Source organism: Pseudomonas sp. JV245A (assembly GCF_032424515.1).
Taxonomy (GTDB): domain Bacteria; phylum Pseudomonadota; class Gammaproteobacteria; order Pseudomonadales; family Pseudomonadaceae; genus Aquipseudomonas; species Aquipseudomonas protegens.
This window is the reverse complement of sequence record NZ_VYKE01000051.1, coordinates 1-14,371: the sequence shown is the minus strand read 5'-3', so window position 1 is coordinate 14,371 and position 14,371 is coordinate 1. Positions and strand designations below refer to the sequence as shown.

Here is a 14,371-nt window from a genome sequence, read left to right as displayed (position 1 = left end):
AGTTTGCTGATGTGTTCATAAAACCGGGTCTTCCCGGCCTTTTGCGTTGCCAAAACACAAAGTCGCGCCATGACGCGGCTGACCAATCCATCAATGCCTGATGAGGTGCACCCATGTCTGATCAAGATCGAGACAACCCGCGGCGTGAGTTCTTGCGTAAATCCCTGACCTTGATCCCTGTGGTCACCGTCGCCAGCACCGGCCTGGGCGGCTCCCTGCTGGCGGCTGCACCTGAAACGGCCGCCGCTGCCACACCGGCCACGCCGGGCAAGCAGCCCGTCGGCAGCGGCCAGGGCTATGAGCCGGGCTATTTCACCGCCGAGGAGTGGGCCTTCATCAAGGCCGCGGTGGAACGCCTGATCCCGGCCGACGAAATGGGCCCGGGCGCCCTGGAAGCCGGCGTGCCGGAATACATCGACCGGCAGATGAATACCCCCTACGCCGCTGGCGCCCTGTGGTACATGCAAGGCCCGTTCAAGGCCGATGCCGCACCGGAGATGGGCTGGCAGAGCAAACTGGTGCCCAAGGACATCTATCGCCTGGGCATTGCCGCCACGGACGCGTGGTGCAAAGAGCTCAAGGGGCAAACATTTGCTGCGCAAGACAGCGCTACCCGAGACGACTTGCTCAAGCAACTGGAGGCCGGAACCCCGCAGTTCGACGCGGTCCCGGCCAAGCTTTTCTTCAATCTGCTGTTGCAGAACACCAAGGAAGGCTTCTTCAGCGATCCGATCCACGGGGGCAATAAAGGCCTGGTGGGCTGGACCCTGATCGGCTTTCCCGGCGCTCGCGCCGATTTCATGGATTGGGTGGAACGCAACGAGCAATACCCCTTCCCGGCTGTATCGATTCGCGGCGAGAGGGCTTGAGCATGGCAACAGTGATGAAGAAGGTCGACGCAGTGATCGTCGGTTTCGGCTGGACCGGCGCGATCATGGCCAAGGAACTGACCGAGGCCGGGCTCAATGTGCTGGCGCTGGAACGCGGGCCGATGCAGGACACCTACCCGGATGGCAACTATCCCCAGGTGATCGACGAACTCACCTACAGCGTGCGCAAGAAACTCTTCCAGGACATTTCCAAAGAGACGGTGACCATCCGCCACAGCGTCAACGACGTGGCCCTGCCCAACCGGCAACTGGGGGCCTTCCTGCCGGGCAATGGCGTGGGCGGCGCCGGCCTGCACTGGTCCGGGGTGCACTTTCGGGTCGACCCCATCGAGCTGCGCATGCGCAGCCACTACGAAGAACGCTACGGCAAGAACTTCATCCCCAAGGACATGACCATCCAGGACTTCGGCGTCAGCTATGAAGAGCTGGAGCCGTTCTTCGACTACGCGGAAAAGGTCTTCGGCACTTCGGGCCAGGCCTGGACCGTGAAGGGCCAACTGGTGGGCGACGGCAAGGGCGGCAACCCTTATGCGCCGGATCGCTCGGACCACTTCCCGCTGGAATCGCAGAAGAACACCTATTCCGCACAGCTGTTTCAGAAAGCGGCCAATGAGGTGGGCTACAAGCCCTACAACCTGCCGTCGGCCAATACCTCGGGGCCTTACACCAACCCCTATGGCGCACAGATGGGGCCGTGCAACTTCTGCGGCTTCTGCAGCGGCTACGTCTGCTACATGTACTCCAAGGCCTCGCCCAACGTGAACATCCTGCCGGCCCTCAAGCCGCTGCCGAACTTCGAGCTGCGGCCCAACTCCCACGTGCTCAGGGTCAACCTCGACAGCAGCAAGACCCGCGCCACCGGCGTCACCTACGTCGATGGCCAGGGCCGCGAGATCGAGCAGCCGGCGGACCTGGTGATCCTCGGCGCCTTCCAGTTCCACAACGTGCGCCTGATGTTGCTGTCGGGCATCGGCAAGCCCTACGACCCGATCACCGGCGAAGGCGTGGTGGGCAAGAATTTCGCCTACCAGAACATGGCCACCATCAAGGCCTACTTCGACAAGGACGTGCACACCAACAACTTCATCGGCGCCGGCGGCAACGGTGTGGCGGTGGACGACTTCAACGCCGACAACTTCGACCACGGCCCCCACGGCTTTGTCGGCGGCTCGCCGATGTGGGTCAACCAGGCCGGCAGCCGGCCCATCGCCGGCACCTCCAACCCGCCGGGTACCCCGGCCTGGGGCAGTGCCTGGAAGAAAGCCACCGCCGACTACTACACCCATCAGGTCTCCATGGACGCCCACGGAGCGCATCAGTCCTACCGTGGCAACTACCTGGATCTGGACCCGGTGTACCGCGATGCCTACGGCTTGCCCCTGCTGCGGATGACCTTCGACTGGCAGGAAAACGACATCAAGATGAACCGCTTCATGGTGGAGAAAATGGGCAAGATCGCCGAGGCGATGAACCCCAAGGCCATTGCCTTGCTGGGCAAGAAGGTCGGTGAGCACTTCAACACTGCGTCCTACCAGACCACCCACTTGAACGGCGGCGCGATCATGGGCACCGACCCCAAGACCAGCGCCCTGAACCGCTACCTGCAAAGCTGGGACGTGCACAACGTCTTCGTGCCCGGGGCTTCGGCCTTCCCTCAAGGCCTGGGCTACAACCCTACCGGCCTGGTGGCGGCGTTGACCTACTGGTCGGCCCGGGCGATCCGCGAGCAGTACCTGAAAAACCCCGGCCCGCTGGTTCAGGCATAAGGAGCGATGACCATGAAAGCACTCGTTATCGCCACCCTGGCGCTGCTGGGCAGCGCAGCCGCCAATGCTGCCGAAGCGGATCAGCAAGCCCTGGTGCAACAGGGCGAATACCTGGCCCGCGCCGGTGACTGCGTAGCCTGCCATACCGCCAAGGACGGCAAGCCGTTCGCCGGCGGGCTGCCGATGGAGACCCCCATCGGCGTGATCTATTCCACCAACATCACCCCGGACAAGACCGGCATCGGCGACTACAGCTTCGAGGACTTCGACAAAGCCGTGCGCCATGGCGTGGCCAAGGGCGGCAGCACCCTGTACCCGGCCATGCCATTTCCCTCCTACGCCCGAGTCAGCGACGCCGACATGCAGGCGCTGTATGCCTACTTCATGAAGGGCGTGGCACCGGTGGCCCGGGACAACCAGGACAGTGACATTCCCTGGCCCCTGAGCATGCGCTGGCCGTTGTCCATCTGGCGCTGGATGTTCGCCCCGAGCGTGGAGACCCCGGCACCTGCGGCTGGCAGCGATCCGGTGATCAGCCGTGGTGCCTACCTGGTGGAAGGCCTGGGCCACTGCGGCGCCTGCCACACGCCACGGGCCCTGACCATGCAGGAGAAGGCCCTGAGCGCCAGCGATGGCAGCGACTTCCTGTCTGGCAGCGCGCCGCTGGAGGGCTGGATCGCCAAGAGCCTGCGTGGCGATCACAAGGATGGCCTGGGCAGCTGGAGCGAAGAGCAACTGGTGCAGTTCCTCAAGACCGGTCGCAGTGATCGCAGCGCGGTGTTCGGCGGCATGAGCGATGTGGTGGTCCACAGCATGCAGTACATGACCGACGCAGACCTGACGGCGATTGCCCGCTATCTCAAGTCCCTGCCGGCCAATGACCCCAAGGACCAGCCGCACCAGTACGACAAGCAAGTGGCCCAGGCCCTGTGGAACGGTGACGACAGCAAGCCGGGCGCGGCGGTGTACATCGACAACTGCGCGGCCTGCCACCGCACCGACGGCCACGGCTACACCCGGGTGTTCCCGGCGCTGGCGGGCAACCCCGTGCTGCAATCGGCGGATGCCACCTCGCTGATCCATATCGTGCTCAAGGGCGGCACCTTGCCAGCGACCCACAGCGCGCCTTCGACCTTCACCATGCCGGCCTTCGCCTGGCGCCTGTCGGATCAGGAGGTGGCCGATGTGGTCAACTTCATCCGCAGCAGCTGGGGCAACCAGGCCTCGGCGGTGAAGCCCGGGGATGTGGCGGCGCTGCGCAACGGCGACTTGCAGAGCACCTCCAACGACGACCTGGGGCAGGTCACCAGCCACTAACCCCAAGGCCGGCGCTCGCTGCGGGCGCCGGCCCGGGATGGCCGTTCAGCCCTGGGTGAAGCGCTGGATGCCCAGGCGGCTTTCCAGTTGATAGCCGGCAATGCAGTCCGCCAGCCCGGCGGTCATCAGGTCTTGCCAGCTTGCGGGGAGCAGGCCGATGCCGTCGTGGCAGGGGCTCCAGCGCACCTCGGCGAACTTCGGGTCCGCTTCATCGAAAGGTTGCTGGCCGCTCACAGTGGCCTTTTCGATGTCCTGGGTGCACAGCTCGAATTCGCAGGCCACTCCCCACAACTGCCCGTCGGGGGCCCTGACAATGATCAGGTCGGCACCTTGTTCGTAGCTGGGGAGGTAGGCCTCTGCGGCGTAGAAAATCTTTTCCAGCGTGCCGGGTGTCCTGGGCATGCTTGTGCTCCTGTTCTTTGAGCCTGCCTTATACCCTAACGCCACACGCCCGCAGTAGCCGGCTTGTCGGCCAAGGATACGAGACGCCTTGTGTCGCACTGGGGAACGTCCGCTGGCAGGGGTGGGTTTCGGTCCGACGGTGCTGGTCAGGTAATTCCAGCTCCATTACTGTATGTGCATACAGTTATGGAGTGCTTCCATGTTCAACCCCCTGCCTCCCCGTGGTCGCGGTACCGCGAGCAATCCGCACAACCGTTTTGCGCCCAATCGTTCGGTGGCCGAGGATGATGGCTGGTACCAGGAAGTGCCGTTGACCCAGGGCACCGAGGTGCGCTTTGAAACGGCCAAGTCGATCATCACCCGCAACAGTTCGCCGGACCTGCCCTTCGACCGCTCCATCAACCCCTATCGCGGTTGCGAGCACGGTTGCATCTATTGCTACGCGCGGCCCAGCCACGCCTATTGGGACCTGTCCCCGGGGCTGGATTTCGAAACCAAGCTGATCGCCAAGAGCAACACCGCGGCCTTGCTGGAACAGCAACTGTCCAAGCCCGGCTATCGCTGCGCACCGATCAACCTGGGGTCCAATACCGATCCCTACCAGCCCATCGAGCGCGAACAGCAGTTGACCCGGCGCACCCTGGAGGTGCTGCTGCGCTATCGACACCCGGTGACCATCGTCACCAAGGGCTCGTTGATCCTCCGGGACCTGGACCTGCTGAGCGAGCTGGCGCGCCAGCGCCTGGTGGCGGTGATGATCAGCCTGACCACTTTGGACGATGAGTTGAAGCGCATTCTCGAGCCCCGGGCGGCGGCGCCCAAGGCGCGCTTGCGGGCCATCCGGGTGATGCGCGGGGCGGGCATCCCGGTGGGCGTGCTGTGTTCGCCGATGATCCCGATGATCAACGACAGCGAGCTGGAAAGCCTGCTCAGCGAGGCCCATGCCGCGGGGGCGCAGAGCGCGGCCTACATGATGCTGCGCCTGCCCCTGGAAGTGGCGCCGCTGTTCGAGGAGTGGCTGGCGGCGCATTACCCGCAAAGGGCGGCCCATGTGCTCAGCCTGATCCGCCAGAGCCGTGGCGGTGAGCTCTACGACAGCCGTTTTGGCGCCCGCATGCGCGGTGAAGGGCCCTTCGCCGATCTGCTGGCCCAGCGTTTTGCCAAGGCGCTCAAGCGTCTGGGGCTCAACCGTCGCGAGGGTTTCGATCTCGACTGTTCAGCCTTCTGTCCGCCGGGCGGGCAGATGTCGTTGTTGTGAGCGGCATTGGCCTATCGTTGAGTAGTGGGCGCAGCGTTCCCGAGGTACTCTGGTCGCCTTTTGCCATCGCTCATAGTGGCGTTCTAGAGCCTTCCGTTCAGTTTGAGTTAAGTATTCATGGCTACCTTGTTCATCGAGTGACCTATGGGTCGCCGCCAGCGGGTCGGTGGTTTTTTTATCGATGGCTGGCGTCGTGCCGGATATTTCTGGAAAATTCACCAAATCCGACAGAGAGGATGAATCATGAGTGACAAGGATAAACAGCCGTTGGCTGCGTCGGCTCCGGCACCCACAGAAGTCGCCGAGACCGCCGATGCAGCGCTGCAGCACATCGTTGACGGCTTTTTGCATTTTCATCATGAAGTCTTCCCGCAGCAGGAAGAGCTGTTCAAGAAACTCGCCACCGCTCAGCGGCCGCGGGCGATGTTCATTGCCTGCGCCGACTCGCGCATCGTTCCCGAGCTGATCACCCAGAGCTCCCCGGGCGATCTGTTCGTGACCCGCAACGTGGGCAACGTGGTGCCGCCCTACGGGCAGATGAACGGTGGTGTCTCCACGGCGATCGAGTACGCGGTGCTGGCCCTGGGGGTGCATCACATCATCGTCTGCGGGCACTCGGATTGCGGCGCCATGCGCGCGGTACTCAACCCGCAGAGCCTGGAGAAAATGCCCACGGTCAAGGCCTGGCTGCGCCACGCCGAAGTGGCGCGGACCATGGTCCACGAGAACTGCGATTGCGCCGACGAATCCTCCAGCATGCATGTGCTGACCGAAGAGAACGTCATTGCTCAACTGCAGCACCTGCGCACCCATCCTTCCGTGGCCTCGCGCATGGCCAACGGCCAGTTGTTCATCCATGGCTGGGTCTATGACATCGAGACCAGCTCGATCAAGGCCTACGACGCCGACAAGGGGTGTTTCCTGCCTCTGGATGGCAGCCACCCGATCCCGGTAGCGACGCCCAAAGCGCGTTTCTGATCCCACCTCAATCCCCCTGAGTGGTTGTAGCCAGGGCTGCCATCTGGCGGCCCGGCTTTGCCACGCCTGAAGAAAAGTCGGGAGAACTGTCATGCGTGCAGCACAGTTGAAAAGTGTCCTGCCACGGGAGCTGCTGGCTTCGGTGGTGGTGTTTCTGGTGGCCCTGCCCCTGTGCATGGGGATCGCCATTGCCTCGGGCCTGCCGCCGGCCAAGGGCCTGATCACCGGGATCATCGGTGGCCTGGTGGTGGGCTGGCTGGCGGGCTCGCCCTTGCAGGTCAGCGGGCCGGCGGCCGGGCTGGCGGTGCTGGTGTTCGAGCTGGTGCGCCAGCATGGGGTGGCCATGCTCGGGCCGATCCTGCTGCTGGCCGGGCTGCTGCAATTGCTGGCCGGGCGCCTGCGCCTGGGTTGCTGGTTCCGGGTCACGGCGCCAGCGGTGGTCTACGGCATGCTGGCGGGCATCGGCGTGCTGATCGTGCTGTCCCAGGTGCATGTGATGCTAGATGCCGCGCCCCAGGCCTCGGGCCTGGATAACCTTGTGGGCTTTCCCCAGGCTCTGGCGCAGGCCTTGCCGAGCCTGGGGTGGCAGGCTGGCTTGCTGGGGTTGGCGACCATCGCGGTGATGTGGGGCTGGGACAAGTGGCGGCCCCAGGCGCTGCGGTTCATCCCCGGTGCCCTGCTCGGTGTCGGGCTGGCGACCCTGGCCAGCCTGCTGCTGGCGCTGCCGGTGAAGCGCGTCGAGGTGCCGGCCAACCTGGCCGAGGCCATCGACTGGCTGCGCCCCGCCGACCTGCTCAACCTGGCGGACCCCAACCTGCTGATCGCCGCCTTCGCCGTGGCCTTTATCGCCAGTGCCGAAACCCTGCTGTCCGCCGCCGCGGTGGATCGCATGCACAGCGGCCAGCGCTCGGACTTCGACCGTGAACTGTCGGCCCAGGGCGTGGGCAACATGCTCTGCGGTCTGCTGGGTGCCCTGCCCATGACCGGGGTCATCGTGCGCAGCTCGGCCAATGTCCAGGCCGGGGCCCAGACCCGTTATTCGACGATTTTCCATGGCCTGTGGCTGCTGGGTTTCGTGCTGGTGCTGTCCAGCGTGCTGCAGAGCATTCCGGTGGCGAGCCTGGCGGGGGTGCTGGTCTACACCGGCTTCAAGCTGGTGGACCTCAAGGTCTTTCGCGGCCTGGGGCGCTACGGGCGCATGCCGATGCTGACTTACGCGGTGACGGCCCTGGCGATTGTCTTCAGCGACCTGCTGACCGGGGTACTGATCGGCTTTGCCCTGACCCTGGCCAAGCTGGCGTTCAAGGCATCGCGCTTGAAGATCAGCCTGATCGACCTGGCAGAGGAAGGCGAGATGGAGTTGCGTCTGGTCGGCGCTGCGACCTTTCTCAAGGTGCCGGCCCTGACTCGGGTACTGGCGACGATTCCCCCGGCCACCACTGTGCATGTGCCCCTCAGCAACCTCAGTTATATCGACCATGCGTGCCTGGAGTTGCTGGAAGACTGGAATCGGGCCAACAGTGCCAAGGGCTCGCGGCTGGTGATCGAAACGCGGGGCTTGAAGCGGCGCCTGGAGGGCCGGTTGACCACCACCAGCGGCGTGGGGGCGGCTGCGGCGAGAGGTTGAATCGCCGGGTGGGCGAGAGGGGCTTGGGCGAGCCAGGCCCTTCGCCACAAGGCTCGCTGCGAGCCTTGCTGGCGAGGAGTGGGTCAGGCGGCTGGCTGGTCGAGTTCCAGTTCCACGCCCAGTTGGCGTGACAGGCAAGGCCAGCGTTTCCAGGCGGCCTCGGTGTCCGGGCTGCTGAGTTTCTCGCGGTAGGCTTCCACCGACTCCAGGGCGAAGCTTTCTTCGTCGAGCATGGCGTCGACGGCGTGGTGCACCGCTTCGTCCAGCTGGTTGGCGAAGGTTTCGCCGATCAGTTGGTGGGCGATGAGGTTGGCGACAGTCATGTCCAGGGGGATCAGCGGACGGCCGAAATGCTTGATGTACAGGTCGTTGACCTCTTCCACCAGACGGTGGGCCAGATAGGCTTCATCCAGCAGGCCGTCGAGGCCGACGTGGCCATCCATGATGGCCGGCGGCTGGAGGAAGAATTGCTCGGCGATCTTCAGCACCGGCTTGATCTGCGACTCGATGCCGGCTTCCCGGGCTACAGAGTTGGCGGCGTCCAGAAGGTCTGGAACCTGGTCGATGTAGGCGCTGACAAAACGGGTCATGACGCCCTTGGCGTCGACTTCGGGCAGCTGGATGGCGGGGTGCAGGTGAGGCAATTGGCTCTCCAACTGACGGGTCAGGAGGCCGGTACTGGCTTCGTGCTGCTGGGCCAGTTTGATCTGCTCGCGCAATGCGGCGGTGTTCATGAAAACTCCAGGGAACAAGGGCAATTGAATAGGGAGAACATAAGTTAGCCTGCTTACAAAAGCGCTTAAGACGCATTTGTCATAATTATTTCATGCTTAGTCACCACGGTTATATCGTTTCGCCATCCAGGGCACTCGATCCCTTTCCCGCCGTGGCCTGCAAACCTCCTTATTAGTGTTTCAGCTGATTTACGCCCTCGCGTTGCGAGGTGGGAGTCGCTGTCTATACTCGCCCTTGTATGAAGTTAGCTGATGACGCCCGACTGCAAATGCAGCGAAGGCTCGGCCGGTTTAAGTTCGTAGTCTAGGCAGCCGCTCCCTTGCCGCAGGTGTTAAGCCGGCGGGATAACAAGAACGATAAGGGGAACCCGCAATGATGCGACATCCACATGTCTGGATGGGCCTCCTGTTGTGGTCGGTATTCAGCCAGGCGCAAGCCGCCTGGACCGTGAATATGACGCCTGGGGCGACCGAGATAAGCCACGCGGTATTCGACCTGCACATGACCATCTTCTGGATCTGTGTGGTGATCGGCGTCATCGTCTTCGGTGCGATGTTCTGGTCGATGATCGTTCACCGCCGTTCCGTCGGCCAGGTCCCGGCCAAATTCCACGAAAGCACCACGGTGGAAATCCTCTGGACCATCATTCCCTTCCTGATCCTGGTGGCCATGGCCGTGCCTGCCACGGCGACGCTGATCAAGATGTACGACACCAGCGAGCCGGACGTGGATATCCAGATCACCGGCTACCAGTGGAAGTGGCACTACAAATACCTCGGCCAGGACGTGGAGTTCTTCAGCAACCTGGCCACCCCCGCCGACCAGATCCACAACCAGAGCACCAAGGGCGAGCACTACCTGCTGGAGGTCGACCAGCCGCTGGTACTTCCGGTGGGCGCCAAGGTGCGCTTTCTGGTGACCGCCGCCGACGTCATCCACTCTTGGTGGGTGCCGGCCTTTGCGGTCAAGCGCGATGCTATCCCGGGTTTCGTCAACGAAGCCTGGACCCGGGTCGACAAGCCTGGCATCTACCGTGGCCAGTGCGCCGAGCTGTGCGGCAAGGACCACGGCTTCATGCCGATCGTGGTGGAGGTCAAGAGCCAGGCCGACTACGACACCTGGATGGGCGAGCGCAAGGCCGAGGCGGCCAAGCTCAAGGAGCTGACCAGCAAGGAATGGACCCTAGACGAGCTGGTGGCCCGCGGTGACAAGATCTACCACACCACCTGCGTTGCCTGTCACCAGGCGGAAGGCCAGGGCCTGCCGCCGATGTTCCCGGCCCTCAAGGGCTCGAAGATCGCTACCGGTCCCAAGGAGGCTCACCTGAGCCTGGTGTTCCACGGCAAGCCGGGCACCGCCATGGCGGCCTTCGGCAAGCAGCTGTCGGAAGTCGACATCGCCGCCGTCGTCACCTACGAACGCAACGCCTGGGGCAACAACAAGGGCGACATGGTGACGCCCAAGGAAGTCCTGGCGCTGAAGCAGGCGGAAAGCAAATGAGCCGGCTCATGGGGTATGTGCGCAACCGGTCGCGGCGTTTCGCCGCCGATCATCCAGTCCATTCGCTCGCAGGAGACAGGACATGAGTGCTGTGATCGATGACCACGGCCACGCCGGCCATGATGACCACGCCCATGGCCCGGCCAAGGGCCTGATGCGCTGGGTACTGACCACCAACCACAAGGACATCGGCACCCTGTACCTGTGGTTCAGCTTCTGCATGTTCCTGCTGGGCGGCTCGTTCGCCATGGTGATCCGTGCCGAACTGTTCCAGCCCGGGCTGCAGATCGTCGAGCCGGCGTTCTTCAACCAGATGACCACCATGCATGGCCTGGTGATGGTCTTCGGTGCGGTGATGCCGGCCTTCGTCGGCCTGGCCAACTGGATGATCCCGTTGATGATCGGCGCGCCGGACATGGCCCTGCCGCGGATGAACAACTTCAGCTTCTGGCTGCTGCCGGCGGCCTTCCTGTTGCTGATCTCGACCCTGTTCATGCCCGGCGGCGGGCCGAACTTCGGCTGGACCTTCTATGCCCCCCTGTCCACCACCTATGCCCCGGAAAGCGTGACCTTCTTCATCTTCGCCATCCACCTGATGGGCGTCAGCTCGATCATGGGCGCGATCAACGTGATCGCCACCATCCTCAACCTGCGAGCCCCGGGCATGACCCTGATGAAGATGCCCCTGTTCGTCTGGACCTGGCTGATCACCGCCTTCCTGCTGATTGCAGTGATGCCGGTACTGGCCGGGGTGGTGACCATGATGCTGATGGACATCCATTTCGGCACCAGCTTCTTCAGTGCGGCCGGCGGCGGTGACCCGGTGTTGTTCCAGCACGTGTTCTGGTTCTTCGGCCACCCCGAGGTGTACATCATGATCCTGCCGGCCTTCGGCGCGGTCAGCTCGATCATCCCCACCTTCAGCCGCAAGCCACTGTTCGGCTACACCTCGATGGTCTATGCCACCGGGGCGATCGCCTTCCTGTCGTTCATCGTCTGGGCGCATCACATGTTCGTGGTGGGCATCCCGCTGGTGGGCGAGCTGTTCTTCATGTACGCCACCCTGCTGATCGCCGTGCCCACTGGAGTCAAGGTGTTCAACTGGGTGAGTACCATGTGGCAGGGCTCGCTGACCTTCGAGACACCGATGCTGTTCGCGGTGGCCTTCGTCATCCTGTTCACCATCGGCGGTTTCTCCGGGCTGATGCTGGCCATTGCCCCGGCGGACTTCCAGTACCAGGACACCTACTTCGTGGTGGCGCACTTCCACTACGTACTGGTGCCGGGGGCGATCTTCGGGATCTTCGCCTCGGCCTACTACTGGCTGCCCAAGTGGACCGGGCACATGTACGACGAGACCCTGGGCAAGCTGCACTTCTGGCTGTCCTTCGTCGGCATGAACATGGCGTTCTTCCCCATGCACTTCGTGGGGCTGGCGGGCATGCCGCGGCGGATCCCGGACTACAACCTGCAGTTCGCCGACTTCAACATGGTGTCCTCCATCGGTGCCTTCACTTTCGGTGCGACGCAGATCTTCTTCCTGTTCATCGTCATCAAGTGCATCCGCGGCGGCAAAGCGGCTCCGGCCAAACCCTGGGAAGGTGCCGAAGGCCTGGAGTGGAGTATTCCCTCGCCGGCGCCGTACCACACCTTTGTCACCCCGCCGGAAGTGAAATGAACATCTGTGCTGTAGGAGCGAGCTCGCTCGCGAAGGCGCCAGAGGGTGGTGCCCGCTTCGCCGGCAAGCCGGCTCCTACAGGCTTGGGAGGACGTTGAGATGGCCGAGGTAACGCTGAAGAAACTGGTGACCCGCCTGTTGCTGGTGGTGGTGGCGATGTTCGTCTTCGGTTTTGCCCTGGTGCCGATCTACGACGTGATGTGCAAGGCCCTGGGGATCAACGGCAAGACCGGTGGGCAGTATGCGGACCAGGGGCAGCAGGTGGATGTATCGCGCCAGGTGCGGGTGCAGTTTCTGTCCACCAATGCCATCGACATGGTCTGGGATTTCTATCCCAAGTCCGATGACATCGTGGTCCATCCGGGGGCGGTGAACGAGATGATCTTCATCGCCCGCAACCCCAGCGACCACCCGATGAGCGCCCAGGCGATCCCGAGCATCTCCCCCAGCAGCGCGGCCATGTATTTCCACAAGACCGAGTGCTTCTGCTTTACCCAGCAGGTGCTGCAGCCGGGCGAGAAGATCGAGATGCCGGTGCGTTTCATCGTTGACCGTGACATGCCCAAGGATGTGAAGCACCTGACGCTGGCTTACACGCTGTTCGATATCACCGCGCGTCATCCACCGGTGGCGGTTGCCGCCAAGAACGGTGGCTAGACGATCTAGCGTGCCCGATAAGGAGAACAACCCATGGCGACTCATGAGCACTATTACGTTCCCGCCCAGAGCAAGTGGCCGATCATCGCAACGGTGGGCATGTTCGTCACCGTGGTGGGCCTGGGCACCTGGTTCAATGACCTCAAGGCTGCGCGACCGGAATCCCACGGCCCGCTGATCTTTTTCGTCGGCGGCCTGCTGCTGGCCTACATGCTGTTCGGCTGGTTTGGTGCGGTGGTCAAGGAAAGCCGCGCCGGGCTCTACAGCGCCCAGCTCGATCGCTCGTTCCGCTGGGGCATGAGCTGGTTCATCTTTTCCGAAGTGATGTTCTTCATGGCCTTCTTCGGCGCGCTGTTCTATGTGCGGCACATGTCCGGGCCCTGGCTCGGCGGTGAGGGGCACAAGGGCATCGCCCACATGCTGTGGCCGAACTTCGAGTTCGTCTGGCCGCTGCTCAACAACCCCGACCCGAAACTCTTTCCGCCGCCCAAGGGCACCATCAGCCCCTGGGGCCTGCCGCTGCTCAACACCATCCTGCTGGTGAGTTCCAGCGTCACCGTGACCATCGCCCACCACGCCTTGAAGAAAGGCCATCGGGGCGCGCTGAAGATCTGGCTGGCGCTGACGGTGCTGCTGGGTTGCGCCTTCCTGGGCTTTCAGGCCGAGGAATACATCCATGCCTACCACGAGCTGGGGCTGACCCTGGGTTCGGGGATCTACGGCGCCACCTTCTTCATGCTCACCGGTTTCCACGGTGCCCACGTGACCATTGGCACCCTGATCCTGTTCGTGATGCTGATGCGCATCATGCGCGGGCATTTCGACGCCGAGCACCAGTTCGGCTTCGAGGCCGCCAGCTGGTACTGGCACTTCGTCGACGTGGTCTGGATCGGCCTGTTCGTTTTCGTCTACGTGCTCTGAGGCGCCCTACCAGGGCGCGTGGGAGACCAGCTGGCCGCTGAAGAAACCCCAGGCGATCAAGCCGACGGTGACCACGGCCAGCGCGACCCGAATGCTCAGTGAGGTCACCAGGCGCTTGGATGAACTGTCGTCCTTGACCAGAAAGAACAGGCCGCTGAACAGGCTGACAACCGTGGCAATCAGCATCAGGACGATGGCTGCTTTGAGCATGGTGGGACTCCGGGGGAAACGCGATGTACAGCAGTATAGCGAGTGGATTTCTCAGCCTTGCAGGCCAGCCATGAAGGGCTTCCGGCCGGGCATCGGGCCGACCCTGGTGGTGCTTTTGCTGCTGCCGGTGCTGGTTGCCCTGGGCTTCTGGCAACTGGGCCGGGGCGAGCAGAAGCGCCAGTTGCTGGCCAGCTACGCCGAGCGCCGTGCGGCGGAGCCGGTGGCCCTGTTCGAGCTGTTGGCCAGCGAGGATCCGGCTTTTCGCCGGGTACGCCTGCACGGTCATTTCGATGCCGACCACAGCCTGTTGCTGGATAACCGCCTGCATGACGGCAAGGTCGGAGTCGAGCTGCTGCAACCCTTCCTCGACCAGGCCAGCGGTCGCTGGCTGCTGGTCAACCGCGGCTGGCTGCCCTGGCCCGACCGGCGCAC

14 protein-coding genes are annotated in these 14,371 nt (G+C 63.4%); 11 read left to right on the top strand and 3 right to left on the bottom strand.

All coding sequences use genetic code 11. The annotated features are described in order from the left end of the window. Positions 1-113 precede the first annotated feature (113 nt). The 3 genes from F6S12_RS15885 to F6S12_RS15875 are packed head-to-tail and all read left to right on the top strand — an operon-like array spanning position 114 to position 3,973. On the top strand, positions 114-869 hold the full coding sequence (locus F6S12_RS15885) for a gluconate 2-dehydrogenase subunit 3 family protein (RefSeq protein ID WP_161466470.1): 756 nt from the start codon (positions 114-116) through the stop codon (positions 867-869). A gap of 2 nt (positions 870-871) precedes the next feature. Next, positions 872-2,656, top strand: coding sequence for a GMC family oxidoreductase (locus F6S12_RS15880; RefSeq protein ID WP_015633637.1), 1,785 nt, complete (start codon positions 872-874; stop codon positions 2,654-2,656). Between the two features lie 12 nt (positions 2,657-2,668). Continuing rightward, complete coding sequence (locus F6S12_RS15875) at positions 2,669-3,973, top strand: cytochrome c (RefSeq protein WP_015633638.1); 1,305 nt, start codon at positions 2,669-2,671, stop codon at positions 3,971-3,973. 45 nt (positions 3,974-4,018) lie between these two features. Here F6S12_RS15875 and F6S12_RS15870 read toward each other — a convergent pair whose 3' ends face one another. Continuing rightward, complete coding sequence (locus tag F6S12_RS15870; protein WP_015633639.1) at positions 4,019-4,375, bottom strand: hypothetical protein; 357 nt, start codon at positions 4,373-4,375, stop codon at positions 4,019-4,021. A gap of 199 nt (positions 4,376-4,574) precedes the next feature. Between F6S12_RS15870 and F6S12_RS15865 the strand changes: the two genes are divergently transcribed. The 3 genes from F6S12_RS15865 (at position 4,575) to F6S12_RS15855 (ending at position 8,238) form a co-directional block, all read left to right on the top strand. Beyond that, on the top strand, positions 4,575-5,633 hold the full coding sequence (locus tag F6S12_RS15865; protein ID WP_011058445.1) for a PA0069 family radical SAM protein: 1,059 nt from the start codon (positions 4,575-4,577) through the stop codon (positions 5,631-5,633). A 243-nt stretch (positions 5,634-5,876) separates the two neighbouring features. After that, positions 5,877-6,611: a carbonic anhydrase gene (locus F6S12_RS15860; protein WP_011058446.1), complete on the top strand. Its 735-nt coding sequence runs from the start codon at positions 5,877-5,879 to the stop codon at positions 6,609-6,611. A gap of 91 nt (positions 6,612-6,702) precedes the next feature. Continuing rightward, a complete protein-coding gene (locus F6S12_RS15855) occupies positions 6,703-8,238 on the top strand; it encodes a SulP family inorganic anion transporter (RefSeq protein ID WP_011058447.1) in 1,536 nt (511 codons plus the stop codon). 83 nt (positions 8,239-8,321) lie between these two features. Here the strand turns inward: F6S12_RS15855 and F6S12_RS15850 are convergent, their stop codons facing one another. Continuing rightward, positions 8,322-8,972 carry a hypothetical protein gene (locus F6S12_RS15850; RefSeq protein ID WP_015633641.1) on the bottom strand — a complete coding sequence of 217 codons (651 nt, stop codon included), beginning with the start codon at positions 8,970-8,972 and terminating at the stop codon, positions 8,322-8,324. A gap of 373 nt (positions 8,973-9,345) precedes the next feature. On the opposite strand from F6S12_RS15850, the gene coxB reads away from it, so the two are divergent. The 4 genes from coxB (at position 9,346) to F6S12_RS15830 (ending at position 13,729) form a co-directional block, all read left to right on the top strand. Then, positions 9,346-10,473: a cytochrome c oxidase subunit II gene (gene coxB, locus F6S12_RS15845; RefSeq protein ID WP_011058449.1), complete on the top strand. Its 1,128-nt coding sequence runs from the start codon at positions 9,346-9,348 to the stop codon at positions 10,471-10,473. 82 nt (positions 10,474-10,555) lie between these two features. Then, the gene (gene ctaD, locus F6S12_RS15840; protein WP_011058450.1) at positions 10,556-12,151 is read left to right on the top strand and encodes a cytochrome c oxidase subunit I; all 1,596 of its coding nucleotides are present in this window, start codon (positions 10,556-10,558) and stop codon (positions 12,149-12,151) included. A gap of 99 nt (positions 12,152-12,250) precedes the next feature. Next, positions 12,251-12,808, top strand: coding sequence for a cytochrome c oxidase assembly protein (locus F6S12_RS15835; RefSeq protein ID WP_011058451.1), 558 nt, complete (start codon positions 12,251-12,253; stop codon positions 12,806-12,808). A gap of 33 nt (positions 12,809-12,841) precedes the next feature. Continuing rightward, entirely contained in the window at positions 12,842-13,729 is an 888-nt protein-coding gene (locus F6S12_RS15830) for a cytochrome c oxidase subunit 3 (RefSeq protein WP_019095612.1), read from the top strand. A gap of 6 nt (positions 13,730-13,735) precedes the next feature. On the opposite strand, the gene F6S12_RS15825 is transcribed toward F6S12_RS15830, so the two are convergent. After that, positions 13,736-13,939, bottom strand: coding sequence for a twin transmembrane helix small protein (locus tag F6S12_RS15825; protein WP_011058453.1), 204 nt, complete (start codon positions 13,937-13,939; stop codon positions 13,736-13,738). Between the two features lie 70 nt (positions 13,940-14,009). On the opposite strand from F6S12_RS15825, the gene F6S12_RS15820 reads away from it, so the two are divergent. Continuing rightward, a partial coding sequence (locus F6S12_RS15820; RefSeq protein ID WP_315869061.1) for an SURF1 family protein occupies positions 14,010-14,371 on the top strand: 362 nt, incomplete at its 3' end.

Excerpts from the sequence above, each read along its gene's own strand:
- F6S12_RS15850 (WP_015633641.1), bottom strand. The coding sequence starts at position 8,972 with ATGAACACCGCCGCATTGCGCGAGCAGATCAAACTGGCCCAGCAGCAC.
- F6S12_RS15880 (WP_015633637.1), top strand. The coding sequence starts at position 872 with ATGGCAACAGTGATGAAGAAGGTCGACGCAGTGATCGTCGGTTTCGGC.
- F6S12_RS15875 (WP_015633638.1), top strand. The coding sequence starts at position 2,669 with ATGAAAGCACTCGTTATCGCCACCCTGGCGCTGCTGGGCAGCGCAGCC.
- F6S12_RS15835 (WP_011058451.1), top strand. The coding sequence starts at position 12,251 with ATGGCCGAGGTAACGCTGAAGAAACTGGTGACCCGCCTGTTGCTGGTG.
- F6S12_RS15865 (WP_011058445.1), top strand. The coding sequence starts at position 4,575 with ATGTTCAACCCCCTGCCTCCCCGTGGTCGCGGTACCGCGAGCAATCCG.
- F6S12_RS15855 (WP_011058447.1), top strand. The coding sequence starts at position 6,703 with ATGCGTGCAGCACAGTTGAAAAGTGTCCTGCCACGGGAGCTGCTGGCT.
- F6S12_RS15870 (WP_015633639.1), bottom strand. The coding sequence starts at position 4,375 with ATGCCCAGGACACCCGGCACGCTGGAAAAGATTTTCTACGCCGCAGAG.
- F6S12_RS15885 (WP_161466470.1), top strand. The coding sequence starts at position 114 with ATGTCTGATCAAGATCGAGACAACCCGCGGCGTGAGTTCTTGCGTAAA.
- F6S12_RS15830 (WP_019095612.1), top strand. The coding sequence starts at position 12,842 with ATGGCGACTCATGAGCACTATTACGTTCCCGCCCAGAGCAAGTGGCCG.
- ctaD (WP_011058450.1), top strand. The coding sequence starts at position 10,556 with ATGAGTGCTGTGATCGATGACCACGGCCACGCCGGCCATGATGACCAC.
- F6S12_RS15825 (WP_011058453.1), bottom strand. The coding sequence starts at position 13,939 with ATGCTCAAAGCAGCCATCGTCCTGATGCTGATTGCCACGGTTGTCAGC.
- coxB (WP_011058449.1), top strand. The coding sequence starts at position 9,346 with ATGATGCGACATCCACATGTCTGGATGGGCCTCCTGTTGTGGTCGGTA.
- F6S12_RS15860 (WP_011058446.1), top strand. The coding sequence starts at position 5,877 with ATGAGTGACAAGGATAAACAGCCGTTGGCTGCGTCGGCTCCGGCACCC.